Source organism: Leclercia sp. LSNIH1 (assembly GCF_002902985.1).
Taxonomy (GTDB): domain Bacteria; phylum Pseudomonadota; class Gammaproteobacteria; order Enterobacterales; family Enterobacteriaceae; genus Enterobacter.
In genome coordinates this window covers 2,508,124-2,533,407 of record NZ_CP026167.1, presented here as the reverse complement: position 1 = coordinate 2,533,407, position 25,284 = coordinate 2,508,124, and the positions used below count along the sequence as shown (strand labels likewise).

The window sequence follows — 25,284 nt, the reverse complement described above, 5'->3', positions numbered from 1 at the left end:
TTTGCAATCGAGGCCGTTATTCAAACGGTGGCGGGGCCAGCACTTCACGGTTGCCGTTATGTCCCTGCTCGCTGACGATGCCCTGCGCTTCCATCTGCTCAATAATGCGCGCCGCCCGGTTATAGCCGATGCGGAACTGGCGTTGTACGCCGGAGATAGAGGCTTTACGTTTCTCGGTAACGAAGTTAACAGCCTGATCGAATAGCGGATCCAGCTCTTCGCCGCCGTCAAAGCCGCCACCGCCGCCGCCTTCGCTTTCGCTGTCAGAGGTAATGCCTTCGACATATTGCGGGCGACCGCGCGCTTTCCAGTCCTGCACCACGGCATGCACTTCCTGGTCACGAACAAACGCCCCGTGAACACGCACCGGCGAAGTCGAGTTCGGCCCGGAATAGAGCATATCCCCCATACCGAGCAGCGATTCCGCGCCCCCCTGGTCAAGGATGGTACGGGAGTCGATTTTACTCGACACGGTAAAGGCGATACGGGTCGGGATGTTAGCTTTAATCAGGCCGGTGATCACATCCACCGACGGACGCTGGGTCGCCAGCACCAGATGGATCCCTGCCGCACGGGCTTTTTGCGCCAGGCGGGCGATGAGCTCTTCCACTTTCTTGCCGACGGTCATCATCAGGTCAGCAAATTCATCCACCAGCACCACGATATACGGCAGTTTTTCCAGCACCGGATGTTCGGCGTCCATACTGTCGCCCGGTTTCCAGTACGGATCCGGAATTGGACGGCCCATTTTCGCCGCTTCGGCGATGATCTCGTTATACCCGGCGAGGTTACGCACGCCCAGCGCAGACATCAGCTTGTAACGACGCTCCATCTCGTTGACGCTCCAGCGCAGGGCATTGGCAGCATCTTTCATGTCGGTCACGACTTCGGTCAGCAGATGCGGGATGCCTTCGTAGACCGACAGCTCCAGCATTTTCGGGTCGATCATGATGAAACGCACATCTTCCGGCTGCGCTTTATAGAGCATGCTGAGGATCATGGCGTTAACGCCGACAGATTTACCGGAACCGGTGGTACCCGCCACCAGCAGGTGCGGCATTTTAGCCAGATCGGCCACCACCGGCTCACCCGCGATGTCTTTACCCAGCACCACGCTCAGTGGCGACGGGTTATCGCGGAACTTGGCGTTATCAAGCACTTCACGCAGGTAAACGGTCTGGCGTTTTTTGTTCGGCAGCTCCAGACCGACATAGGGTTTGCCTGGGATCACCTCAACCACGCGCACAGCCACGGTCGACAGCGAACGCGCCAGGTCACGGGAGAGATTGGAAATACGCGCGGCTTTAACACCCGGCGCCAGGTTCAGCTCGAAGCGGGTGATCACCGGCCCAGGAGAATAGTTCACCACATCCGCTTTAATACGGAAGTCGGCCAGACGCGCCTCAACCAGACGAGCCATCTGCTCCAGGGCAAAGGTATCGACCGGCTCGACTTCCGTTGGCGGCGGCGTTAACAGATCCAGCGACGGCAGCGGCGTGGTTGGCTTTTGCAGTGGGCGGCTGTCGCCATTGCGCATCAACAGCGGATGGATCAGGCTCTGCTGAGGCTGAGCGGCTGGCTGCTGTGGCTGCACCGGCTGTTGCGGCTGCGCATACTGCTGAGGCTGTACAGGCTGCTGCGGCTGCACGGACTGTTGAGGCTGTGCATACTGCTGCGGCTGAACAGGCTGCTGCGGTTGTGCATACTGCTGCGGCTGAACAGGCTGCTGCGGTTGTGCATACTGCTGCGGCTGAACTGGCTGCTGCGGTTGTGCAACATGTTGTGGCTGAACGGGCTGCTGCGGCTGTGGCGGCGTAACCGCCTGACGCGGCGGCTCGGCTTCCGGCATCACGCCCGGCGTGAACAGCGGCTCACTCGGCGTATCATCCACCAGATCTTTCATTGGCGAGAATTCAAAGTCCGCCAGCGAGAACGGATTAGCCCCTGTCGGTTGCTCACCGGAATAACGCTGCTGCTGCGTGGCGGCGAACTGGCGAGCCAGCTCCGCTTCGGCGGCACTATCTTCGTCATCCTGCGTTTCAAAGGACTGTGGCTGGACCTGATGCTCATCACCACCATACCGCTGCTGTTGCTGCTGAGCGAACTGGCGGGCCAGCTCCTCCTGCTGCTGCATTTCATCGGCCTCGTCGTCGTAGTGTTCATCATACGGCTGACGTCCGGCTTCACGCGCTTTCTCTTCGGCCATTCGTTGGGAAGGCAGCTTGATGCCATACGAGGCCAGTTCACGGCGGGTCGGAACACGTACGCGATTAGGGCGCGGTAACTGCGGACCAATCCCCTCTTTTACCTGCGGACGCGGTGCGCCGCCGGTTGCCAGGCTGAATAACGGCGCGGCAGCGCTGGCCGCCGCGGCGCCTGCGCTTGTTGCCTGCTGCACGCTTGCGGCAACAGGTGCAACGGCGGAGGCGGGTTCCACAGCGGGAACCGGAATCGTCGGGGTTTCAGCGGCCTTAATCGGGGCTGGCTCTTGTGCCGCCTCGGGCACCGGCTGATACCAGGCCGCAAGCTGCTCGCGTTCCCGGGCACGTTTTTCTTCCACCTCTTCGAAATAGTAAAGCGGCGGACGGGACGGTTTCACCTCTTCAACCGGCGGCTCTTCGACAACCGGCGGGGTGATAACAGGCTCCGGCTGATAGACCGGCTCTGGCTGATAAACAGTTTCAGGCTGATAAACAGGTTCAGGCTGATAGGCAGGCTGCTGCGGCGGCTCATACTGCGGCTGCGCATAGACAGGTTCAGGCTGATAAGGCGGTTGCCACTCCTGCGGTGCCGCGGCGACATACGGTTCCGGCTCCGGCGCAGGGATCGGCGATGCAGGTTCCGCTTGCCATTCAACCGCATGTTGCTGCAGCGGCATCTCTGGCACAGAAGGCGTCGGAGTGACCGGTTCAACCGGCGCAGCAAAGGCCTGGGTTGCCGTGGTTGCGGCGGCAGCGGCAGCAAGGGGCTCAGCTACTGAGTGACCGTTGAGCAGCGGATCGAACTCATCATAATCGGACGGCAGCGCACGATTACCGGAGAACAACACATCATCCGGATCGGCGGCAACACCACGGGCACTATAAGCCACCTCTTCTTCGTCATCCATCCGTTTGCCGGAGAACAATGCCGCATCGGTTTTGCGGCCTAATGGATTGGCGAATTTCTCTGCCACACGCTTACGGCGCGCCAGCGCCCCGCGCATAATGCGGGCGCGGCGAGATTCACGACGCTCAGCGCTCGGCTCCGCGTCTTCGTAATCATCTTCGTACTCTTCGTCGTTAACCCAGGTATCGTCGCGACGGGTACGGTTGCTGGCAAAGGTCAGGATATTGAGGATCACGCTGCCGATTTTCTCGGCGATGGTGACCCAGGACCAGCCGGTAAACAGCGTCAGCCCCGCCCCCCAGACGCAGAGCAGCGCCAGAGTACCACCGCTGCTGTGCAGCATCGGCTGTAGCGCGGTGCTCAGCAGGCTGCCAATCACGCCGCCGGAGGCAAAATACCAGATGTCGTCGGCATTAATCGCCGCCAGGCCGCAGGAGGTGAGGATTAAAGCCAGCGCACCAATCAGGCGCAGCGAGACAGCAAAATAGTCGATGTAGTCATCGTTCTGGCGATGGCGCCAGGCAAACCAGCAGCCGCCAATAATAATGACGGGAAGGGTGTACGCCATTATGCCAAAGATAAAGAACAGCGTGTCCGCCAGCCATGCCCCCGGTACGCCGCCTAAATTATGGATAGGCTCATGCCATGCGGTTTGTGACCAGCTGGGATCGGAGGGGTTGAAACTGAGTAAGGCTGCCATCAACCAGACGGCAAAAAGGGCAACAAGGATCAGTAACGCCTCAAGGAGTCGGCGCCCACTGCTAAGCTTGGTTAAATTGACTTCTTTGTCTTCAGTATATTCCTGGCTCAAGAAAGGCTCTCCAGGTATCAGGCAATTCCTGCCTGAGTGCTAAACGGACAACAGTGCCGGGGAGCCCGACACTGTTGCTGTATGGATTACCAGGAGTGTAATCAAAGTACGCTGATATTGCACCTGTTCCGTATTAGCGCGTCTTAATAACCAGACGATTGCTCTGTTTGACTTCTTCCATTACCACATAGGTACGGGTGTCGTTCACACCAGGCAGTCGCAGCAGGGTTTCGCCCAGCAGCTTACGGTAGGCGGACATATCAGGCACGCGGGTTTTCAACAGGTAGTCGAAATCCCCGGAAACCAGATGACACTCTTGAATTTCTTCAAGTTTTTGTACGGCGGCATTAAATTGCTCAAACACATCCGGCGCACCACGATTCAGAGTAATCTCAACAAATACCAGAAGTGAGGCATCCAGATAATGCGGGTTCAGCAGCGCTGTATAGCCCTGAATAAAACCCTGTCTTTCCAGTCGGCGCACACGCTCAAGGCATGGCGTCGGGGAAAGTCCCACACGTTTTGAAAGCTCGACGTTGGAAATACGCCCATCCTTTTGCAGTTCATTAAGAATGTTACGATCGATGCGGTCGAGATCTTTGCCAGGGCGCTTCTTGCTATCTACCATTATTATTGTCTCTCTGTATTCCTTCCCTAACTCCTGCCAGGACCCTGTGCACTTCACTGTTCAGAGTCTTTCCCCGCGGTTAATCGCATCGCCTGTTTTATAGTTTGCGCGATCCGATTGGGGTTATGTGGTATGAAGACCGTTGCCCAGAGGCGGCCATCAACATCACGTATGGCATCTGTCCACACCATGCGTAGATTTCGCTGACCCGGTAAAAATGGTGATTTTGTGCATGACTATGCGTTACACAAAGACCATTTTTTTTCTTCCTTGAATGTTTTCGCAAAAGCGCAGGGGATTGTCAAAGCAAAACATCGATTTTTAGTACAACATGCCGGATATTCATTACGTCCGGCGATTAATCCTCATTTTATCGCCGTCGTTTCGACCGATTACCTATGATTATTGTTATAAAATCACCTTTTCTTACCTCTCGTTGATTGGCCCTTTCTATCACACACATCGTTAACAAAATCGCTGCGCCCTTTTTTTACGCCAACAAATTCCCTACAATCCAGGAAAATGTCTGCCAACAACAATGAGGATCTCATGGGCACGGCCAAACACAGTAAGCTGCTAATTCTTGGTTCTGGACCTGCGGGATACACCGCAGCGGTCTACGCTGCACGCGCTAACCTGCAACCGGTACTGATTACGGGCATGGAAAAAGGCGGTCAGCTGACCACCACCACCGAAGTAGAAAACTGGCCAGGCGATCCTGAAGGCCTGACCGGGCCGCTGCTGATGGAGCGCATGCACGAGCATGCCGCCAAATTTGATACCGAAATCATTTTTGACCACATCAACAAGGTCGATCTGCAAAACCGTCCGTTCCGCCTGACCGGTGACAACGCGGAGTACACCTGCGACGCGCTGATCATCGCTACCGGCGCCTCTGCCCGCTATCTGGGTCTGCCTTCTGAAGAGGAGTTCAAAGGTCGCGGCGTATCTGCCTGTGCAACCTGCGACGGTTTCTTCTATCGCAACCAGAAGGTGGCGGTCATCGGCGGCGGCAATACCGCGGTTGAAGAGGCACTCTATCTGGCGAATATCGCCTCTGAAGTGCACCTCATTCACCGCCGTGATACTTTCCGCGCGGAAAAGATCCTGATCAAACGTCTGATGGACAAAGTGGCCAGCGGCAACATCGTGCTGCACACCCACCGCACGCTGGAAGAAGTGACCGGCGATCAGATGGGCGTGGCGGGCCTGCGTATCCGTGACACCCAGAACACCGACAACGTTGAAACGCTGGAAGTGGCAGGTCTGTTTGTTGCCATCGGCCACAGCCCGAACACCGCTATCTTCGACGGCCAGCTTGAGCTGGAGAACGGCTACATCAAAGTGCAGTCAGGTATTCACGGCAACGCTACCCAGACCAGCATCCCGGGCGTGTTCGCTGCGGGCGACGTGATGGACCACATTTATCGTCAGGCGATCACCTCTGCGGGCACCGGTTGTATGGCCGCGCTGGATGCAGAACGATATCTCGACGGACTGGCCGATCAGAGTAAATAATTTTTACAAATCAGCAACAAACGTAAAAAAGGCGGCGATAAGTCGCCTTTATCGTCTCTGCGTTGTAACATTGCCGTGCCCAATACCTAATAACATCACCTGCAAAGCACGCAATGGAAAAAACCCGTCAACAAGAGTTAACTCGCTGGCTGAAAAAGCAAAGCGTTATTTCCCGCCGCTGGCTGAATATTTCCCGTCTTTTAGGGTTTATCAGCGGACTGTTGATTGTCGGCCAGGCATGGCTTCTGGCCCGCATTCTTAACCATATGATTATGGAAAATATCCCGCGCGAGGCGCTGTTACTGCCTTTCATTGTGTTGATTCTGGTCTTTATTCTGCGTGCCTGGGTGGTCTGGTTGCGCGAGCGCGTGGGCTTCCACGCCGGGCAGAACATTCGCTATGAAATTCGCCGCCAGGTGCTGGACAGGCTACAGGAGGCCGGACCTGCCTGGATCCAGGGCAAGCCCGCCGGAAGCTGGGCGACGCTGATCCTCGAACAGATCGATGACATGCACGACTACTACGCCCGCTATCTGCCCCAGATGGCGCTGGCGGCTTTCGTTCCCCTGCTGATCGTGCTCGCGATTTTTCCTTATAACTGGGTCGCCGCGCTGATCCTGCTGGGTACCGCCCCGCTGATCCCGCTCTTTATGGCGATGGTCGGTATGGGGGCTGCCGACGCCAACCGCCGCAATTTCCTGGCGCTCGGACGTCTCAGCGGCCACTTCCTTGACCGTCTGCGCGGCATGGAAACGCTGCGTATTTTTGGTCGCGGTGAAGCCGAAACCGACAACATCCGCCACGCCTCCCAGGATTTCCGTCAGCGCACCATGGAAGTGTTACGCCTGGCATTTTTATCCTCCGGGGTGCTGGAGTTCTTCACCTCACTGTCGATTGCGCTGGTTGCCGTCTACTTCGGTTTCTCCTACCTGGGCGCCCTTGATTTCGGTCATTACGGTACCGCCGTGACCCTTTTTGCAGGCTTTCTGGCGTTAATTCTGGCGCCGGAATTTTTCCAGCCGCTGCGCGATCTGGGCACTTTCTATCATGCGAAAGCGCAGGCCGTGGGCGCCGCCGACAGCCTGAAAACCTTCCTTGAAACGCCGCTGGCTCATCCGCAGCGTGGCGACGTGACCCTGAACACCACCCGACCAGTCAGTATTGAAGCAGAGAATTTCTGCGTACTGTCGCCGGAAGGTAAGGTGCTGGTGGGGCCATTAACCTTCACCCTCGCGGCAGGCCAGCGCGTGGTGCTGGTTGGCACCAGCGGCTCCGGTAAAAGCTCCCTGCTGAATGCATTATCTGGCTTTATGGCCTACAGCGGCTCGCTGCGGATCAACCAGGCCGAGCTCTCAGCGCTCGATCCTGACGAGTGGCGCACCCACTTAAGCTGGGTAGGACAGAACCCGCAGCTCCCTGCGGCCACGCTGCGGGAAAACGTGCTGCTGGCGCGCCCGGATGCCAGCGAAGAGGAGCTGCAGTCGGTGCTCGACCGTGCCTGGGTTAGCGAATTCCTGCCCCTGCTGCCGAACGGCGTGGACACGGTGGTGGGCGATCAGTCGGCGGGGCTTTCCGTCGGCCAGGCGCAGCGCATTGCCGTGGCCCGCGCCCTGCTTAACCCGTGTCAGCTTTTACTTCTGGATGAGCCTGCCGCCAGCCTGGATGCGCACAGTGAACAGCGCGTGATGCTGGCGCTGGATGCCGCCTCGCAGCAGCAAACCACGCTGATGGTGACGCACCAGCTGGAGGGCATCTCCCGGTGGGATCAGATCTGGGTCATGGACAATGGTCAGCTTGTTGAGCAGGGCGATTACGCCACGCTCGCGGCGGCACAGGGGCCGTTTGCGGCCCTGCTGGCAAACCGTCAGGAGGAGATTTGATGCGCGCTTTACTGCCTTATCTGGCGCTTTATATGCGCCACAAATGGATGTTGACGCTGGGCGTGGTGCTGGCGATCGTCACCCTGCTGGCGAGTATCGGCCTGTTGACGCTCTCCGGCTGGTTCCTCTCTGCCTCGGCGGTCGCCGGTTTTGCCGGGCTCTACAGCTTCAACTATATGTTGCCCGCCGCCGGGGTGCGCGGTACGGCCATCACCCGTACCGCCGGGCGCTACTTTGAACGTCTGGTCAGCCATGACGCGACCTTCCGCGTGCTGCAACACCTGCGCGTTACCACCTTCAGCAAGCTGCTCCCCCTCTCCCCTGCCGGACTGGCACGCTATCGCCAGGGGGAACTGCTTAACCGCGTCGTCGCCGACGTGGATACCCTCGATCACCTCTATTTGCGCGTGATCTCTCCGCTGGTGGGCGCCCTGGTGGTCATTGTGGTGGTAACCCTGGGGCTGTGCCTGCTGGACGTTCACATTGCGCTGGTGCTCGGCGGGATCATGCTCGCAACGCTCTTTATCTTACCCCCGCTGTTTTACCGCGCCGGAAAACCGACCGGTGAAAAGCTGACGCGTCTGCGGGGCGAGTATCGCCAGCAGCTGACGGGCTGGCTACAGGGTCAAGCGGAGCTGACGATCTTTGGTGCCAGCCGCCGCTACCGCGTGCAGATGGAAAATACCGAGCTGAACTGGCACGAAGCCCAGCGCAAGCAGTCGGAACTCACGGCCCTCTCCCAGGCGCTGATGCTGTTAATTGGCGGAGGCGCAGTCATGGCGATGCTGTGGATGGCTTCCGGCGGCGTGGGCGATAACGCGCAGCCAGGCCCGTTAATCGCCCTGTTTGTCTTCTGTGCGCTGGCGGCGTTTGAAGCCCTGGCGCCGGTGACCGGTGCCTTTCAGCACCTGGGCCAGGTGGTGGCCTCCGCGCTGCGTATCACCCAAATTACCGGCCAGCAGCCGGAAGTGCAGTTCAGTACGACCGCATCAGCGGTCCCTGAGCAGCTGGCCCTGTGCCTTTCGGATGTCAGTTTTGCCTATGAAGGTCAGGCGCAGCCCGCGCTGGACCACATTAACCTGACGATCCCCGCGGGCGCCCATGTGGCGGTGCTGGGTCGCACAGGCTGCGGTAAATCGACACTGCTGCAGCTGCTGACCAGAGCATGGGACCCGGCGCAGGGTCAGATCCTGTTTAACGACACGCCTCTGGTGCAGATGAGCGAGACTGCGCTGCGCAAAACGGTAAGCGTGGTGCCCCAGCGGGTTCATCTTTTCAGCGCCACCCTGCGCGATAACCTGCTGTTAGCCGCGCCCGGCGCTGCCGATGAAGCATTACGCGGGATGCTGGAAAAAGTAGGTCTGCACAAGCTACTGGAAGATGAAGGGCTCAACAGCTGGCTTGGCGAAGGCGGCCGTCAGTTATCCGGCGGCGAGCTGCGCCGCCTGGCCATTGCGCGTGCGCTGCTTCACAATGCGCCGCTGATGCTGCTGGATGAACCAACCGAAGGGCTGGACGCCACTACCGAGCGGCAAATCCTTGATTTACTGAAAAAAGAGATGCAGGACAAAACCGTGCTGATGGTGACGCACCGTCTGCGCGGCCTGGCGGATTTCGATCAAATTATTGTGATGGACAACGGACAAATTATTGAGCAAGGTAATCACGCTGAACTGTTGGCAAAACAGGGCCGCTACTACCAGTTCAAACAACGTCTGTAGTCTATATTTGAACCGATCCCCACTTTGCGTACTGGAGTTTTGTTGTCATGCGCCTGGTCCAGCTCTCTCGTCACTCTCTTGCGTTCCCTTCTCCGGAAGGGGCGCTGCGTGAACCTAATGGTTTGCTGGCCCTGGGCGGCGATCTGAGTCCGTCGCGTTTACTGATGGCCTACCAGCGGGGGATTTTTCCGTGGTTCTCTCCCGGCGATCCCATCTTATGGTGGTCGCCCGACCCCCGCGCCGTTCTCTGGCCTGCGGAGTTTCATATCAGCCGCAGCATGAAGCGTTTTCACGCTCGCTCCCCTTATCGCGTCACCCTCAACCATGCGTTTGGTCAGGTGATCGAGGGCTGCGCCAGCGATCGCTTTGAAGGAACCTGGATCACGCCCGAGGTGATCGTCGCCTACCATCGCCTGCACGAGCTGGGCTACGCCCATTCGATTGAGGTATGGGATGATAAGGATGAACTGGTGGGCGGCATGTACGGCGTGGCGCAGGGCACGCTGTTTTGCGGCGAGTCGATGTTCAGCCGCGCGGTTAACGCCTCGAAAACCGCGTTGCTGGTCTTCTGCGAACGCTTTGCCCGCAGCGGCGGCAAGTTAGTTGACTGCCAGGTGCTGAACGAACATACCGCCTCTCTGGGTGTCGTGGAGATCTCGCGTCATGAATATCTGGCGCAGCTGGCGACCCTGCGCATGCAAAAATTACCGCAAAATTTCTGGGTGCCGACGACGTTATTTACGCCTCAGGGATAAATGTTTTCCGCATATTTTTCCTCAAGGTGCTATAATTCTGCCGCAGAGTAGGTTCTGCCTGTTGCCCCGCCGCCGTTTGGGAATAGTTCGCATCCGATAACGCCCTATCGTTTATCCTGCCACCTCCCCTTTACGTATGCGCTTTTCGTACGGTTGAACCGTGACGTCCGGGCAATACGCTGAAACTGCTTTGTTGCGTTTTAAACGCACAAATCTTTACTTAATTGAGGAATTTCGGCATTATCTTGCCGGTTCAAAACTTGGTAGTGATACCCCAGAGGATTAGATGGCCAAAGAAGACAATATTGAAATGCAGGGTACCGTTCTGGAAACGTTGCCTAACACCATGTTTCGCGTAGAACTGGAAAACGGTCACGTCGTTACCGCGCATATCTCCGGTAAAATGCGTAAGAACTATATCCGTATTCTGACGGGCGACAAAGTGACTGTTGAGCTGACCCCGTACGACCTGAGCAAAGGCCGCATTGTCTTCCGTAGTCGCTAAGAGTATTTCGCCTGCAATGGCGTACAAAGAATAATAAAGGCCGGGTTATCCCGGCCTTTTTTTATGCCCCGCCCGTATCAGTGGATACGCACTACGGTCAGATCCGCCAGCATGGTATGCGCAATATCATGCAGCAGCCCGGTAAGGTGCGGGAGCATCTCGCGGTCGAAATGCGACACCAGCAGCACATGGTTTAAGGCCCGGCAGTAATCGCACTGGGCTTCGGTGCTGTCCAGCAGCCACTCCTGTTTGTGCACGGGCGGGATATCGTTCTCATCCAGCACGCGAAAGTCGGTCATGGATTTTGCCAGCTCAGCGCTGAATGCATCAAGGTAGGCCGCCAGGCAGCGGCAGACAGGCTGCGTTTGCGGCAGCGAGTCGCAATCGACCAGGATTTCGGTGAGCAGGTTGCAGCGCGCGGCAAGGGTGGAGAGATCGGGGGTAGACAGTTCGAGTTCGCTGTAAAGCTGGGTGATGGTGTTATTATCCATAATCATAATCTCCGAAAGTAATTTTTTGCTGACCACCCGAACGCCAACTCAGGCGGTGGACTGAACCAGGTTGGCGTACCGACTACCCTCGGAAAATCGGCGCTTCAAAGAAGCCCTGGCCCAGCCCACCATAATCTGAGCATGCGGATTATATCCGCAGCTTTCAAAAGAGTGAACGAAACCGCTAATGTTGCGCATGCAACACCATTTCCGAAGTTTGTTCAGGACGCCAATCCTGGCACCTGATTTTGCAGGTGCATCGCCATTCTATTACTGTGGTTTTATCCAGCAATACCCATAATTAAATTATGGATAACGCCTCGCAAAATTTTCATCCCCCCTACAGCAACACAAAAGCCAGAGACAGACCCTCTACTCACAGCGGCACCCTGGTCCGGCTGAAAATCGCTGAGGCGTTGACCGCAGGCCGGGGCGAGGCGCATGGACGCGCCGAGAGGGGGCGACCTACATGGATGTAGGATCGCCCCCGACCCGAAAGCCGAAGGGAAAAAGCCGAGGGGACCGCGAAGCGGCGATTTTCCTGGCCGGGAGCCGGGGTGGTCAGGGGGCGGCGGCGAGCCCCCCTGACACGTTCACCGGTGACGTGGTTTACAGAGAAGCAGCGAACGCAAGGTGAACGGAACCATCACAGCCGCCACATGTTCTCACCCACCGTGCATCGCCCGGCGGCGCTGCGCTTGCACGGGCCTACAACGACTAAAAAACCATAAAAAAACCGGGCATTTGCCCGGTTTTTATCATCACATAACAGCGTTAGTGAGCCGCCTCCGGCTTATGTTTCGCCGCACTCTGGAAATCATACGTCAGCTCATTCTTCGCCTGATCCAGTGCCACTGTCACCTGGCCGCCGTCCACAAGCGAACCAAACAGCAGCTCGTTAGCCAACGGTTTCTTCAGGTTGTCCTGAATCACACGCGCCATCGGACGGGCACCCATCGCACGATCGTAGCCTTTCTCTGCCAGCCAGTTGCGGGCTTCCTGGCTCACTTCCAGAGAGACCCCTTTCTGATCCAGCTGAACCTGCAGCTCGACGATGAACTTATCCACCACCTGATGAATCACCTCGGTAGAGAGATGATCGAACCAGATAATGTTGTCCAGACGGTTACGGAACTCCGGCGTAAAGACCTTCTTGATCTCTTCCATCGCATCGGTGCTGTTATCCTGGTGGATCAGGCCGATGGATTTACGCTCGGTTTCACGCACCCCGGCGTTGGTGGTCATCACCAGCACCACGTTGCGGAAGTCCGCCTTGCGCCCGTTGTTATCGGTCAGCGTCCCGTTATCCATCACCTGCAGCAGGATGTTGAACACGTCCGGGTGCGCTTTCTCGATCTCATCGAGCAGCAGTACCGCGTGCGGATGCTTGATCACCGCGTCGGTGAGCAGGCCGCCCTGGTCAAAGCCCACATAGCCTGGAGGCGCACCGATCAGACGGCTGACGGTGTGGCGCTCCATATACTCGGACATATCGAAGCGCAGTAGCTCTATGCCCAGCGCTTTGGAGAGCTGAACCGTCACCTCGGTTTTCCCCACCCCGGTCGGGCCGGCGAACAGGAAAGAACCGACAGGTTTGTGCTCATGCCCCAGCCCGGCGCGGGCCATCTTAATGGCTTCGGTTAAGGCCTCAATGGCTTTATCCTGCCCAAAGACCAGCATTTTCAGGCGATCGCCAAGGTTTTTCAGCGTATCGCGGTCGCTCTGAGAAACACTCTTCTCAGGGATACGCGCGATGCGGGCCACCACGGATTCGATATCCGCCACGTTGACCGTTTTCTTACGCTTGCTGACCGGCATCAGACGCGCACGCGCGCCCGCTTCGTCGATCACATCAATCGCTTTATCCGGCAGGTGGCGATCGTTAATGTATTTCACCGCCAGCTCCACCGCCGCACGCACCGCTTTCGCGGTATAACGCACATCATGGTGCGCCTCGTACTTCGGCTTCAGGCCGTTGATGATCTGCACCGTTTCTTCTACCGACGGTTCAGTAATATCGATTTTCTGGAAGCGACGCGCCAGGGCACGATCTTTTTCGAAAATATTGCTGAACTCCTGATAGGTGGTTGAACCTATTACCCGGATCTTACCGCTGGAGAGCAGCGGTTTAATCAGGTTAGCGGCATCCACCTGACCACCCGATGCCGCACCGGCGCCGATGATGGTATGGATCTCGTCGATAAACAGGATGCTGTTGGTATCCTGCTCCAGCTGTTTCAGCAGCGCTTTGAAACGTTTTTCAAAATCACCGCGGTATTTGGTGCCGGCCAACAGGGAACCGATATCCAGCGAATAGATGGTGCAGTCGGCGATCACTTCCGGGACGTCGCCCTGCACGATGCGCCAGGCCAGCCCTTCGGCAATGGCGGTTTTACCGACGCCAGACTCCCCCACCAGCAGTGGGTTATTCTTGCGGCGGCGGCACAGCACCTGAATCGCCCGTTCCAGCTCTTTATCGCGGCCTATCAGCGGGTCGATACCGCCAACACGGGCAAGCTGGTTAAGATTGGTGGTGAAGTTTTCCATACGTTCCTCCCCGCCTGCCTGCTCTTCGCTGTTGACCTGATGGCTGGAATCCGAAGACGGATTCGATTCGTCTTTTCGCGTTCCGTGAGAGATAAAGTTCACCACATCGAGGCGGCTGACTTCGTGTTTGCGCAGCAGGTAGGCGGCTTGCGACTCCTGCTCGCTGAAGATGGCAACCAGCACGTTTGCACCGGTGACTTCGCTACGTCCGGAGGACTGGACGTGAAATACCGCACGCTGGAGTACACGCTGGAAGCTGAGCGTCGGCTGCGTGTCGCGCTCCTCTTCACTGACGGGCAGTACAGGTGTGGTCTGTTCGATGAAGGCTTCAAGTTCCTGACGCAGCGCCACCAGATCCACGGAGCAGGCTTCAAGCGCTTCGCGGGCGGATGGGTTACTGAGCAGTGCAAGCAGCAGGTGCTCGACCGTCATGAACTCATGTCGGTGCTCACGCGCTCTGGCGAAAGCCATGTTTAAACTGAGTTCCAGTTCTTGATTGAGCATAGGCACCTCCCCCAATTTTCATTGCCTTATTCAGGCTTTTTCCAGCGTACACAGCAACGGATGCTCGTTCTCCCTTGCATACTGGTTCACCATTGCCACCTTGGTTTCGGCGACTTCAGCGGTATAGACACCGCAGATGGCTTTGCCATGATAGTGAACCGTAAGCATCAGTTGCGTTGCACGTTCAACATCATAAGAAAAGAACTTTTGTAGCACGTCAATAACAAATTCCATCGGCGTGTAATCATCGTTCATTAACATAACTTTATACATAGATGGCGGTTTTAGCGCGTCGCGCACTTCATCTTCCGCCAACTTATCGAAATCGAGCCAGTCGTTCGTCTTACCCATTGTCAGTCGTCATCTTCGTTTACGGTCTCCGGTCGCGTGTCTCAGTGATGCTGACGGGGGGCTATACATAACCTGAATCTACCTTAGATGTCAGATAACCTATATCTATTATTGCCATCCGCGATGTCTGTCACAATACCGTTCAATAGCGTTAACTGCTTCAAATTTTGACGCATTTTTCACCTTCCTTACCCGGCAAAGGCTTGACGATCCCTTTGGTTTATCTAAATTGAACAGGCGTGAGTTGGCGAGGTTTTGAACAGCCCCCACTTCACCACCGGTTCATTACATCTAACTCAATAAGATTTACGAAGGATGTCGAAGCATGGAAACGGGTACAGTTAAGTGGTTCAACAACGCCAAAGGGTTTGGTTTTATCTGCCCTGAAGGCGGCGGCGAAGACATTTTCGCACATTACTCCACCATTCAGATGGATGGATACAGAACGCTGAAAGCCGGGCAGGCCGTCCGGTTCGATGTACACCTTGGGCCAAAAGGCAATCATGCCAGCGTTATTGTGCCCATCGAAGCAGAAGTGGTGGCATAGCCCTCTGTTTCATTGTGTACACCCCGCACTCAAAATGCCAGCCCGACGCGCTGGCATTTTTATTTGTGGGCTGCCGTGCGGTCTGCTGCCCGGCGGCGCTGCGCTTGCGCGGGCCTACGGATTTCGTAGGCCGGGTAAGGCGTAGCCGCCACCCGGCAACAGATTCACTCCCGGGCTAACGCATCCACCGGATCTAATCGCGCGGCGTTTCTGGCCGGCAACCAGCCAAACAGTACCCCGGTAAAGGTAGAACAGAGGAAGGCAGTTAGCAGCGCCATCGGTGAAAAACCAATTTCCCAGCCGGGTAAAAACAGCTGCAGCGTAAAGGCGATGAGCAGCGAGAGCGTAATCCCCAGCGCGCCGCCCACCAGACAGACCAGCACCGCTTCAATCAAAAACTGTTGCAGCACATCGCTGGCCCGGGCGCCCACCGCCATCCTGATGCCGATTTCACGCGTCCGCTCCGTCACCGACACCAGCATGATATTCATTACCCCGATCCCCCCGACCAGCAGGGAGATGATCGCCACCAGCGTGAGGAAGAGCTGAAGAGTACGTGTGGTCTTTTCTGCCGTTTTCAAGAGCCCGTCCATGTTCCAGGTGAAGAAATCTTTCTTCCCGTGGCGCAGGGTCAACAGGCGCTCAAGCTGTTGCTCTGCCTGGGCGCTGTCGTAACCCTCTTTCACCCGGACGGTGATGGAGTTAAGCCACGACTGCCCCATAATGCGCCCGGAGATGGTGGTGTAAGGCAGCCAGACGCGCAAAATCTTGCTGCTGCCAAACATCGACTGCTTCTCCTCCGCCACGCCAATCACCGTTGCGGGCATATTCCCCACCAGCACGATCTCGCCCACCACCTTCGCTTTATTGGGGAACAGCTGTCGCCGGGCGTTGCTGTCGAGCACCACCACCTGCGCCCGCCCTGCCAGCTGCTCTGCATTGAAGGTGCCCCCTTCGCTGAAGGTCATACCGTAGACGTTGAAATAGTCGCCGCTGACGCCGTTGGCGCTGGCCGCCACATCGATATTGGCATAGCGCAGACGCAGGCTCTGGGACACCGCCGGGGTAGCGGAGTTAACCCACGGCTGCTTCTGAATGGCCGTGAGATCGTCATACTTCAGCGCCTGCTGGTACTGCGGCTCGTCATCGCCAAAATCTTTGCCGGGATAGACGTCAATGGTATTGGTGCCGATGGAGCGGATATCCGACAGCACCAGCTGTTTGGCCGCGTCGCCCACCACCACAATCGACACCACCGAGGCGATGCCGATGATAATGCCGAGCATGGTCAGCAGGGTGCGCATTTTGTTGGCGGCCATCGCCAGCCAGGCCATGGTCAGCGCTTCGCGAAAGCTGCTGGCAAACTGCCGCCAGCCCGACGGCGGCGGTAACGCCACCTCCTGACGCCGGGTAGCATTGAGGGCGGGCGGCGGATTACTGACCAGCTCGCCGTTGCGGATCTCGACAATGCGTCCGGCCTGGGAGGCCACCTCCGGATCGTGGGTGACAATAATCACCGTGTGCCCCTGATCCCGCAGCTGGTGCAGGATTGCCATCACCTCTTCCCCGGAGTGGCTGTCCAGCGCCCCGGTCGGTTCATCCGCCAGGATCACCTGCCCGCCGTTCATCAGCGCCCGGGCGATACTCACCCGCTGCTGCTGGCCGCCGGAAAGCTGCGACGGCTGATAATCCACCCGCTCCCCCAGCCCCAGCCGGGTAAGCAGCGCCTGCGCCCGCTCAAGGCGTTTTTTGCGCTCTACGCCAGCATAGACCGCGGGCACCTCGACGTTTTGCGCCGCGCTCAGATGCGAAAGCAGATGGTAACGCTGGAAGATAAAGCCGAAATGTTCCCGACGCAGTTTGGCCAGCGCGTCGCTGTCCAGCGTGGCGACGTCGGTGCCCGCCACGCGATAGGTGCCGCTGGTAGGTTTATCCAGACAGCCAAGAATATTCATCAGCGTCGATTTACCGGAGCCTGACGCCCCGACAATCGCCACCATCTCCCCCGCCTCTACCTGCAGGGTGATGCCCTTCAGCACCTCCACCGGCCCGTCGCCAGAGGGGTAGCTGCGGCGGATATCATTCAGCTCCAGCAGGGCGGTCATTTCGCCGCCCCCGGCTGGCTCTCGCTGATGACCACCTCTTCACCCTCTTCCAGCCCTTTCACCACCACCACATCGGTGTCGTTGCGCGAGCCGAGGCTCACCTCACGCTCGCGGATTTCACCGTTACGCAGCACCTTCACGTTATAGCGGTTATCTCCTACCGGTTGGCCCAGCGCCGCCAGCGGAATGGTCAGCACGTTTTTCACCCCGGAGAGCTGAATATGCACCTGGGCGGTCATGTCCAGGCGCAACACCCCCTGCGGGTTGGGGACTTCAAACCGGGCGTGATAGAAAATGGCGTCGTTGACCTTCTCCGGCGTCGGGAGAATATCCTTCAGCACCCCTTCATAGCGGGTTTGCGGGTCCCCCAGCACGGTAAACCAGGCTTTTTGCCCCGGCTTCAGGTGGATCACATCCGCTTCCGAAACCTGCGCCTTCACCAGCATGGTACCCATATCCGCCAGGGTCAGGATGTTCGGCGCCTGCTGGGCGGCGATAACCGTCTGTCCCTGCAGGGTCGTAATCTGCGTCACTTCCCCGGCCATCGGCGCAACGATGCGGGTGTACTCGAGGTTAGTTTTGGCACTGTCCAGCGAGGCCTGGTTGCGTTTGATCTGCGCATCGATGGTGCCAATCTGCGCCTGCTTCACCGCCAGCTCGGTGGTCGAGGTATCCAGATCCTGCTGCGAGATCGCCTGGGTGGTCGCCAGCTGCCGCTGACGGTTCAGGGTCACCTGGGCGAGCTTACGCTCCGCTTCCGCCTGGCTGCGCTGGGCGCGCAGCTCCATCAGCGTCGCTTCCACCTCTTTGATCTGGTTTTCGGCCTGCTCCGGGTCGATAACCCCCAGCAGTTGCCCTTTTTTCACCTTGTCGCCAATCTCCACCGATAGGGTCTTCAACTGGCCGCTGACCTGGGCACCCACGTCAACCTTGCGTAGCGCGTCCAGTTTGCCGGTCGCCAGCACGCTCTGCTGCAACTCGCCCGGACGGACAATCAATGTCTGATATTGCGGCACCGGTGCGTTTAGCACCCGCCACAGCCAGAATCCACCCACCAGTACAATCAGCACCAGCAGCAGAAACAGCTTCCTGCGCTTTCCCTTTAAGTTCATAAATATTCCAAATAGCAATTCCGGCTTACATAACTGTTGATTCTAACTAAACCGCGCCTCAACGAAACCCCTGCTTTTCGTGGCGCGTGAAAGTTGTTGAGGAGAGGTTGATAAAACCCCTGCTGAAATAAAGGCCTGGCAACAAGACCGGGATCTATTATGTCCTCCATCGCAGAGTCATCTTATTCACATCAGCAGCAACCTAAATCAGCCTGGCAGCTATTTCAGCATCTGGCCTCCGGGACATTAACCCCCGGCCTTGCCTGGCGTAATCCGGCCTATCGCCGCAAGTTTATGCTGCGCTCGCTGATGACGCCGTTCAGCACTGCACGTCTGCTGGCAAGCCTGACAAAACAGCCGCAACTGCTGCAACTGTTACAGGCCCAGCCGGGACTGCCCTGCCGCCTGCATCGCCCGTGGCTCTCGGTGGCGATGAATCGCCAGCAAACGCTCCAGGCGCTGAACTGGCACTATCAGACCCTGCAGAGCCGGCTCCCGGCCGCGCTGATGAACGGCTATCTCTCCCGGGAGGGGGTCACGTTACTGACCCTGACCGGGAAAGACGATCGCGCCTTTACCCTGCGTCTGTGCGCTGATGCCTTCCTCGATAAAGAGGGCGAAGCGACGCTGGCGTTTTGCGACGAACAGCAGACGGTGCTGGCGGAGATGACCTTTACGCTGTGTCAGGTTAATGGCACCCCGACGCTGTTTATCGGCGGGATGCAGGGGGCAAAAGCCTTTGTGCCGCACGAGGCGATTCAGAGCGCCACCAAAGCCTGTCACGGCCTGTTCCCGAAACGTTTGCTGGTGGAAGCCGCCATGACGCTCGGCAGCGCCCTGGCCGTGGAGCAGATTATCGCCGTCAGCAACAGCACCCATATTTATCGCAGCTGGCGCTATCGCAAGAAAAAAGAGGGGAAACTGCTGGCCGACTACGACAGTTTCTGGCTGTCGCTGGGCGGGGAGCGCGACAGCGAGGGCAACTTCAGGCTGCCGCTCGCCATGCCGCGCAAACCGATGGAGGAGATCGCCAGCAAAAAACGCGCCGAGTACCGCCGCCGGTTTACCCTGCTGGACAGCCTGATCGATCAGGTCAACCAGGCGACCCGCCGCTAGTCCGCCCTCCCGCGTGCCAGCCACAGCACGCGGGAGAACATCTTCCGTAACAGCGTGGGCACCGCCTCCACGCCGCGACGACCAGCCTCCATCGCCACCTCAATCGCCAGATCGGGTTTCGAGGAACGGTGAATGGCCTTCATGATCACCCGTCGCATGTTCATCGGGACGTCGTCCGGGATCATCGCCACCCGGTGAAAGACATCGGCAAAGCCCTGCCGGTACATGAAGTGTTCCATGTCCATGGCGGGCAGCGCCGTCAGGTGCTCGCGCTCCTCCTCCCGATCGTTATTGATCAGCCCGCGCACGGTCGCGGCATATTTCTTACCCGCTTCGTCACCATCCACCAGCACATGCCATTCGATGCCCATCCGCCGGGCAAATTTAATCAGCGGTTTCAGGCCCGACTGGGCAAACTCGATTACTTTGATGCCCTCGGCATCAAAGTGGTGCCCACACTGACGGGCCAGCTCGTTAATCACCCAGGTTTCGGTCTCCCCTTCCACCAGCAGCCAGCAGCGGGCAAACAGCGAGGAGGCGCGGTTGAAGCGAATATGGAAGGCGATACGGCGACTGTCTTCCGCATTCATGCCCCCCGGACCCAGGCGGTAAGCCGAGACGCGCGACGACTCACGCACCAGACGGCAGACGTGCTCGACCGGGGTTAGCGACAGCAGTTCGCCGGAGTTGGTGGTGGTGATGCGCTGCAACGGCAGCAGATTCAGCAGGTGCCAGGCCACCGAGAGCATGATTGGGTGCAGGCGCGTCTCGGGATCTTCCACCAGCAGCAGCGGACGGGCATCCCGGTCCAGCCGGACGGTGCCTTTGGCCTGCAACAACGTGGAGAAGAGCCCCAGCAGGATCACCCGGTGCGAGCGGCCGCCGGGACGGTCGATCATCCGGTTGATGATATCGAGATAACGCCAGCTGCGTTGCTCGTCATGGGAGCGCCGCCGCATCAGCCGGTTGCGCACCGGGGAGGTGCCCTGTTCGGAGAAGTAGTGCTCCAGCAGCTGTACCATTGCCGACAGCCCCTGGCGGATCTGGCCGTCGGTCAGGTTTTGCGGGCGGGCGACCAGTTCCCGGGCCAGATAGTCCAGCTCCCGGGCGGTGACCTCCACATCAGGCATGTCGGGGACGGTACCGTTGCGAATGCGGCGCATAAAGCGGGCATCACGCAGGCGCAGCACCGGCATCAGACGGACCAGATGGCGCGCCCGCTCGTCGATATCCTCCAGCGGCAGGACCTGGCCGTCAGTATCGAGAAAACCGCGCAGGGTCAGCATACTGTCATCAGTGGCAAGCTCACCCTCCAGACGATAAAAAATGCGCCGATAGCCATCATCACAGGGCACCCAGCAATCGGCAAGAGGACGATAGCGGCGAACGCGATGGCGCCCCGGCTCGCTTTCACGAAAGGTAAGGATAATATGCAGATGGTGTTCACGCCCCTGCAGATCCCCGGGGGGGAACCAGAAATCTTCCCGGACAAAATGGTACAGACTGGATTCCGGCGATAGCAGCAACGTCAGGGCGTCCAGCAGGCTCGATTTACCCCAGGCGTTTTCTCCGATCAGCACGTTGTTGTGCTCAAGCATCAGCGACAGACGGTTAATGCCGCGAAACCCCACGATTTCCACACGCTCTAGCAACATGTACCCTCCGGGAGAAATGAACTTTTTCCTTTAAGTTATCAGGAGTATAACGCCAGCGGGCCCGGACGGACACTCCATCGTCGGCGGAATAATGATTGCCAGAAGGGAAAATTAAGAATTTAACCAGACAGTTTCATTTGTAATAACGATTTCCGCCGCATACTCTTGCTGCCGAAAATGTAACTCTGCTTTACTCGCCATAATTTAGCAAGGAAGCGCAACACATTGCCCTACATCAAACTTACCGTATTTATTTAACTGGTGAGAGGGAATATTCATTTTTAGAATAGTGGCGTTTTAAAAATCGTCGCTTGTTTTGGCGATAAATAACAATGGCGCAGGATTGCGCTCATTTTTTCTTTGAGGTGGTTATGTTCAGAAAATTAGCAGCGGAATGTTTTGGGACATTCTGGTTGGTATTTGGTGGCTGCGGTAGCGCCGTCCGGGCAGCAGGGTTCCCGGAACTGGGAATTGGTTTTGTCGGCGTTTCGCTGGCCTTTGGTTTAACGGTTTTAACGATGGCGTATGCCGTGGGGCATATTTCCGGCGGTCACTTTAACCCGGCGGTAACATTAGGATTGTGGGCCGGCGGCCGTTTTCCGGCAAAAGAGGTTGCTGGCTATATTATTGCCCAGGTCATTGGTGGAATTATTGCTGCCGCTATTTTGTATGTTATTGCCAGCGGTAAAGCGGGCTTTGATGCTGCGGCCAGCGGCTTTGCCTCAAACGGCTTTGGCGAACACTCCCCGGGCGGTTTCTCCATGCTCTCTGCCATCGTGATTGAAATTGTGCTGACTGCGGGCTTCCTGCTGGTGATCCACGGCGCAACGGACAAGCACGCCCCGGCCGGTTTCGCGCCGATTGCGATTGGCCTGGCGCTGACCCTGATCCACCTGATCAGCATTCCGGTGACCAACACCTCTGTTAACCCGGCGCGCAGCACAGCGGTAGCCATCTTCCAGGGCGGCTGGGCGCTGCAACAGCTGTGGCTGTTCTGGGTGATGCCGATTATCGGCGGTATTATTGGCGGCGTGCTGTACCGCACCCTGCTGGAAAAACGCGATTAAGCGTGCGCGCGTTGTGGCGCCGGGTGATGGCTTCGCCTTACCCGGCCTACGGGACAGCATTTCGTAGGCCGGGCAAGCGAAGCGCCGCCCGGCACTGTTTTCACCTTTACTGAACCGTCTGAATTGGGTAGTGTCACAGCGCCACTCATATACAGGACCGGTTGTTCATGTTTTCAGGACTCTTAATCATTCTGCTCCCACTGATCGTGGGCTATCTCATTCCTCTTCATCAGCTGTCAGCGTTAAAACTGATCAACCGACTTTTGAGCGGAATTGTCTACGTCATTCTCTTTTTTATGGGGATCAGCCTCGCCTTCCTCGATAATCTTGCCACCAATCTGCTCTCTATCCTGCACTACTCCATTATTACGATGGCCGTTATTTTGCTCTGTAATATCGCGGCCCTGTTCTGGCTGGAGCGCGCTATTCCGTGGAAAAATCATCACCATCAGGAAAAATTGCCTTCACGCATTGCCATGGCGCTGGAGTCATTAAAATTATGCGGCGTGGTGGTGCTCGGTTTTCTGCTGGGGCTGACAGGATTCTCTTTTTTACAACACGCCACCGAGGCCAGTGAATATACCCTGATCTTCCTGCTGTTCCTTATTGGTATTCAGCTGCGAAATAATGGCATGACCCTAAAACAGATCGTTCTCAACCGTCGCGGCATGATAGTGGCGGTGGTGGTGGTGGGCAGTTCGCTGATTGGCGGGGTGATTAACGCCTTTATTCTCGACCTGCCGCTGAATACCGCCCTGGCGATGGCCTCCGGTTTTGGCTGGTACTCGCTTTCCGGCATTCTGTTAACCGAGTCTTTCGGTCCGGTCATTGGCAGCGCCGCCTTCTTTAACGATCTGGGGCGCGAGCTGATCGCCATCATGCTGATCCCCGGTCTGGTGCGCCGCAGTCGTTCCACGGCGCTGGGGCTGTGCGGTGCCACCTCGATGGATTTCACCCTGCCGGTGCTGCAACGCTCGGGCGGGCTGGAGATGGTACCTGCCGCCATCGTTCACGGCTTTATTTTAAGCCTGCTGGTGCCCGTCATGATGGCGTTCTTCTCAGCCTGATACTTCTTTGGCGGTAGCCTGCTGCCGCCAAAATTGCGCTAAATCAATATCCCTCTACTTTGTGGCAGAAAGCGCTTCCCACCGTATCGCCACAGGCATAATCTTAAACATGTATATCAAATATAACTTTAACAGGTGTGATTATGTTTTGTGTGCAATGTGAACAAACCATCCGTACCCCAGCTGGCAACGGCTGCTCTTACGCACAGGGCATGTGCGGTAAAACCGCAGAAACCTCCGATCTGCAGGATTTACTGATCGCCTCCCTGCAGGGTTTATCCGCCTGGGCAGTTAAAGCCCGGGAATATGGCATTATCGACCACTACGTTGATCACTTCGCCCCGCGCGCGTTTTTCTCTACCCTGACTAACGTGAACTTCGACTCCCCGCGCATTGTGGGCTACGCCCGCGAAGCCATCGCCCTGCGTGAAGCCCTCAAAGCGCAGTGCCTGAATGTGGATGCCAGCGCTCAGGTCGATAACCCGATGGGTGACCTGCAACTGGTCAGCGACGACCTCGGCGATCTGCAGCGCCAGGCGGCTGAATTTACCCCGAACAAAGACAAAGCGGCGATTGGCGAGAACATTCTCGGCCTGCGTCTGCTCTGCCTGTATGGCCTGAAAGGTGCCGCGGCCTATATGGAGCACGCCCACGTTCTGGATCAGTACGACAACGACATCTACGCCCAGTACCACAAAATTATGGCGTGGCTCGGTACCTGGCCTTCAGACATGAACGCCCTGCTGGAGTGTTCCATGGAGATCGGCCAGATGAACTTCAAAGTGATGAGCATCCTGGATGCCGGTGAAACCACCAAATATGGCCACCCAACCCCGACGCAGGTCAACGTCAAAGCGACCGAAGGCAAATGCATCCTGATCTCCGGTCATGACCTGAAAGATCTCTACAACCTGCTGGAGCAGACCGACGGCACCGGCGTTAACGTCTACACCCACGGTGAGATGCTGCCCGCCCACGGCTACCCGGAACTGCGTAAATTCAAACATCTGATCGGGAACTACGGCAGCGGCTGGCAGAATCAGCAGGTGGAGTTTGCCCGCTTCCCGGGCCCTATCGTGATGACCTCGAACTGCATCATCGACCCGACGGTGGGTGCCTACGATGACCGCATCTGGACCCGCAGCATCGTCGGCTGGCCGGGCGTGAGCCACCTCGAAGGCGACGATTTTGGTCCGATGATTGCCCAGGCCCAGCAGATGGCGGGCTTCCCCTACAGCGAAATTCCGCACCTGATCACCGTCGGTTTCGGTCGCCAGACCCTGCTGGGTGCGGCGGATTCCCTGATTGACCTGGTGAGCCGCGAAAAACTGCGTCACATCTTCCTGGTGGGCGGCTGCGACGGCGCGCGCGGGGAACGTAACTACTTCACCGACTTCGCCACCAGCGTGCCGGACGACTGCCTCATCCTGACCCTGGCCTGCGGTAAGTACCGCTTCAACAAGCTGGAGTTCGGCGATATCGAAGGGCTGCCGCGCCTGATCGATGCCGGTCAGTGTAACGATGCCTACTCAGCCATCATCCTCGCGGTCACCCTGGCGGAAAAACTGGGCTGCGGCGTAAACGATCTGCCGCTGTCGCTGGTGCTCTCCTGGTTCGAGCAGAAAGCGATTGTGATCCTGCTGACCCTGCTCTCGCTGGGCGTGAAAAATATCGTCACCGGCCCGACGGCGCCTGGCTTCTTTACCCCGGATCTGCTGGCGGTTCTCAACGAGAAGTTCGGTCTGCGTTCCGTGACCACCGTTGAAGAAGATATGAAGCAACTGCTGAGCGCGTAA

General features: G+C 57.7%; 18 protein-coding genes. 10 read left to right on the top strand and 8 right to left on the bottom strand.

The annotated features are described in order from the left end of the window. Positions 1 to 16 precede the first annotated feature (16 nt). Together ftsK and lrp are read right to left on the bottom strand one after the other, a co-directional pair. A complete protein-coding gene (gene ftsK, locus C2U54_RS12460; RefSeq protein ID WP_103178906.1) occupies positions 17 to 3,919 on the bottom strand; it encodes a DNA translocase FtsK in 3,903 nt (1,300 codons plus the stop codon). 133 nt (positions 3,920 to 4,052) lie between these two features. Further along, the gene (gene lrp, locus C2U54_RS12455) at positions 4,053 to 4,547 is read right to left on the bottom strand and encodes a leucine-responsive transcriptional regulator Lrp (RefSeq protein WP_000228469.1); all 495 of its coding nucleotides are present in this window, start codon (positions 4,545 to 4,547) and stop codon (positions 4,053 to 4,055) included. Positions 4,548 to 5,096: 549 nt separating this feature from the next. Here lrp and trxB point away from each other — a divergent pair. The 5 genes from trxB (at position 5,097) to infA (ending at position 10,926) form a co-directional block, all read left to right on the top strand. After that, complete coding sequence (gene trxB / locus C2U54_RS12445; RefSeq protein ID WP_103178905.1) at positions 5,097 to 6,065, top strand: thioredoxin-disulfide reductase; 969 nt, start codon at positions 5,097 to 5,099, stop codon at positions 6,063 to 6,065. Positions 6,066 to 6,178: 113 nt separating this feature from the next. Continuing rightward, positions 6,179 to 7,945 (top strand): heme ABC transporter permease/ATP-binding protein CydD, encoded by a 1,767-nt coding sequence (cydD, locus tag C2U54_RS12440; protein ID WP_103178904.1) that lies wholly within the window; start codon positions 6,179 to 6,181, stop codon positions 7,943 to 7,945. Continuing rightward, a complete protein-coding gene (gene cydC / locus C2U54_RS12435; protein ID WP_103178903.1) occupies positions 7,945 to 9,666 on the top strand; it encodes a heme ABC transporter ATP-binding protein/permease CydC in 1,722 nt (573 codons plus the stop codon). The genes cydD and cydC overlap by 1 nt, the downstream gene beginning before the upstream one ends. Before the next feature lie 47 nt (positions 9,667 to 9,713). Continuing rightward, positions 9,714 to 10,421 carry a leucyl/phenylalanyl-tRNA--protein transferase gene (aat, locus tag C2U54_RS12430; protein WP_103178902.1) on the top strand — a complete coding sequence of 236 codons (708 nt, stop codon included), beginning with the start codon at positions 9,714 to 9,716 and terminating at the stop codon, positions 10,419 to 10,421. 286 nt (positions 10,422 to 10,707) lie between these two features. Further along, positions 10,708 to 10,926 carry a translation initiation factor IF-1 gene (infA, locus tag C2U54_RS12425; protein ID WP_001040187.1) on the top strand — a complete coding sequence of 73 codons (219 nt, stop codon included), beginning with the start codon at positions 10,708 to 10,710 and terminating at the stop codon, positions 10,924 to 10,926. Positions 10,927 to 11,003: 77 nt separating this feature from the next. Here infA and C2U54_RS12420 read toward each other — a convergent pair whose 3' ends face one another. The 3 genes from C2U54_RS12420 to clpS form a co-directional block, all read right to left on the bottom strand. Further along, entirely contained in the window at positions 11,004 to 11,417 is a 414-nt protein-coding gene (locus C2U54_RS12420; RefSeq protein WP_103181057.1) for a hypothetical protein, read from the bottom strand. Between the two features lie 774 nt (positions 11,418 to 12,191). After that, positions 12,192 to 14,468: an ATP-dependent Clp protease ATP-binding subunit ClpA gene (gene clpA, locus C2U54_RS12410; protein ID WP_103178901.1), complete on the bottom strand. Its 2,277-nt coding sequence runs from the start codon at positions 14,466 to 14,468 to the stop codon at positions 12,192 to 12,194. A gap of 30 nt (positions 14,469 to 14,498) precedes the next feature. Beyond that, the gene (gene clpS / locus C2U54_RS12405) at positions 14,499 to 14,819 is read right to left on the bottom strand and encodes an ATP-dependent Clp protease adapter ClpS (RefSeq protein ID WP_103178900.1); all 321 of its coding nucleotides are present in this window, start codon (positions 14,817 to 14,819) and stop codon (positions 14,499 to 14,501) included. A 325-nt stretch (positions 14,820 to 15,144) separates the two neighbouring features. On the opposite strand from clpS, the gene cspD reads away from it, so the two are divergent. Then, complete coding sequence (gene cspD, locus C2U54_RS12400; protein WP_032617324.1) at positions 15,145 to 15,366, top strand: cold shock-like protein CspD; 222 nt, start codon at positions 15,145 to 15,147, stop codon at positions 15,364 to 15,366. Positions 15,367 to 15,530: 164 nt separating this feature from the next. Here the strand turns inward: cspD and macB are convergent, their stop codons facing one another. Both macB and macA read right to left on the bottom strand, forming a co-directional pair. After that, positions 15,531 to 17,471, bottom strand: a complete 1,941-nt coding sequence (macB, locus tag C2U54_RS12395) for a macrolide ABC transporter ATP-binding protein/permease MacB (protein WP_103178899.1) — start codon at positions 17,469 to 17,471, stop codon at positions 15,531 to 15,533. Further along, positions 17,468 to 18,583 (bottom strand): macrolide transporter subunit MacA, encoded by a 1,116-nt coding sequence (gene macA / locus C2U54_RS12390; protein ID WP_103178898.1) that lies wholly within the window; start codon positions 18,581 to 18,583, stop codon positions 17,468 to 17,470. The genes macB and macA overlap by 4 nt, the downstream gene beginning before the upstream one ends. Before the next feature lie 159 nt (positions 18,584 to 18,742). On the opposite strand from macA, the gene C2U54_RS12385 reads away from it, so the two are divergent. Next, positions 18,743 to 19,699 (top strand): VirK/YbjX family protein, encoded by a 957-nt coding sequence (locus C2U54_RS12385; RefSeq protein ID WP_103178897.1) that lies wholly within the window; start codon positions 18,743 to 18,745, stop codon positions 19,697 to 19,699. Here C2U54_RS12385 and C2U54_RS12380 read toward each other — a convergent pair. Continuing rightward, a complete protein-coding gene (locus C2U54_RS12380) occupies positions 19,696 to 21,354 on the bottom strand; it encodes an ATP-dependent endonuclease (RefSeq protein WP_103178896.1) in 1,659 nt (552 codons plus the stop codon). The two genes, C2U54_RS12385 and C2U54_RS12380, sit on opposite strands and share 4 nt — an antisense overlap. A 371-nt stretch (positions 21,355 to 21,725) precedes the next feature. Here C2U54_RS12380 and aqpZ point away from each other — a divergent pair, with 371 nt between their 5' ends. The 3 genes from aqpZ (at position 21,726) to hcp (ending at position 25,284) form a co-directional block, all read left to right on the top strand. Further along, entirely contained in the window at positions 21,726 to 22,421 is a 696-nt protein-coding gene (gene aqpZ, locus C2U54_RS12375; RefSeq protein ID WP_103181056.1) for an aquaporin Z, read from the top strand. 167 nt (positions 22,422 to 22,588) lie between these two features. Further along, positions 22,589 to 23,488 (top strand): lysine exporter LysO family protein, encoded by a 900-nt coding sequence (locus C2U54_RS12370; RefSeq protein WP_103178895.1) that lies wholly within the window; start codon positions 22,589 to 22,591, stop codon positions 23,486 to 23,488. A 143-nt stretch (positions 23,489 to 23,631) separates the two neighbouring features. Continuing rightward, entirely contained in the window at positions 23,632 to 25,284 is a 1,653-nt protein-coding gene (gene hcp, locus C2U54_RS12365; RefSeq protein ID WP_103178894.1) for a hydroxylamine reductase, read from the top strand.

What these genes read in the sequence shown, in the direction of transcription:
- C2U54_RS12385 (WP_103178897.1), top strand. Translation starts at nt 18,743, where the DNA reads ATGTCCTCCATCGCAGAGTCATCTTATTCACATCAGCAGCAACCTAAA.
- cspD (WP_032617324.1), top strand. Translation starts at nt 15,145, where the DNA reads ATGGAAACGGGTACAGTTAAGTGGTTCAACAACGCCAAAGGGTTTGGT.
- macB (WP_103178899.1), bottom strand. Translation starts at nt 17,471, where the DNA reads ATGACCGCCCTGCTGGAGCTGAATGATATCCGCCGCAGCTACCCCTCT.
- trxB (WP_103178905.1), top strand. Translation starts at nt 5,097, where the DNA reads ATGGGCACGGCCAAACACAGTAAGCTGCTAATTCTTGGTTCTGGACCT.
- macA (WP_103178898.1), bottom strand. Translation starts at nt 18,583, where the DNA reads ATGAACTTAAAGGGAAAGCGCAGGAAGCTGTTTCTGCTGCTGGTGCTG.
- infA (WP_001040187.1), top strand. Translation starts at nt 10,708, where the DNA reads ATGGCCAAAGAAGACAATATTGAAATGCAGGGTACCGTTCTGGAAACG.
- C2U54_RS12420 (WP_103181057.1), bottom strand. Translation starts at nt 11,417, where the DNA reads ATGGATAATAACACCATCACCCAGCTTTACAGCGAACTCGAACTGTCT.
- C2U54_RS12370 (WP_103178895.1), top strand. Translation starts at nt 22,589, where the DNA reads ATGTTTTCAGGACTCTTAATCATTCTGCTCCCACTGATCGTGGGCTAT.
- lrp (WP_000228469.1), bottom strand. Translation starts at nt 4,547, where the DNA reads ATGGTAGATAGCAAGAAGCGCCCTGGCAAAGATCTCGACCGCATCGAT.
- aqpZ (WP_103181056.1), top strand. Translation starts at nt 21,726, where the DNA reads ATGTTCAGAAAATTAGCAGCGGAATGTTTTGGGACATTCTGGTTGGTA.
- clpS (WP_103178900.1), bottom strand. Translation starts at nt 14,819, where the DNA reads ATGGGTAAGACGAACGACTGGCTCGATTTCGATAAGTTGGCGGAAGAT.
- cydC (WP_103178903.1), top strand. Translation starts at nt 7,945, where the DNA reads ATGCGCGCTTTACTGCCTTATCTGGCGCTTTATATGCGCCACAAATGG.
- C2U54_RS12380 (WP_103178896.1), bottom strand. Translation starts at nt 21,354, where the DNA reads ATGTTGCTAGAGCGTGTGGAAATCGTGGGGTTTCGCGGCATTAACCGT.
- aat (WP_103178902.1), top strand. Translation starts at nt 9,714, where the DNA reads ATGCGCCTGGTCCAGCTCTCTCGTCACTCTCTTGCGTTCCCTTCTCCG.
- hcp (WP_103178894.1), top strand. Translation starts at nt 23,632, where the DNA reads ATGTTTTGTGTGCAATGTGAACAAACCATCCGTACCCCAGCTGGCAAC.
- cydD (WP_103178904.1), top strand. Translation starts at nt 6,179, where the DNA reads ATGGAAAAAACCCGTCAACAAGAGTTAACTCGCTGGCTGAAAAAGCAA.
- clpA (WP_103178901.1), bottom strand. Translation starts at nt 14,468, where the DNA reads ATGCTCAATCAAGAACTGGAACTCAGTTTAAACATGGCTTTCGCCAGA.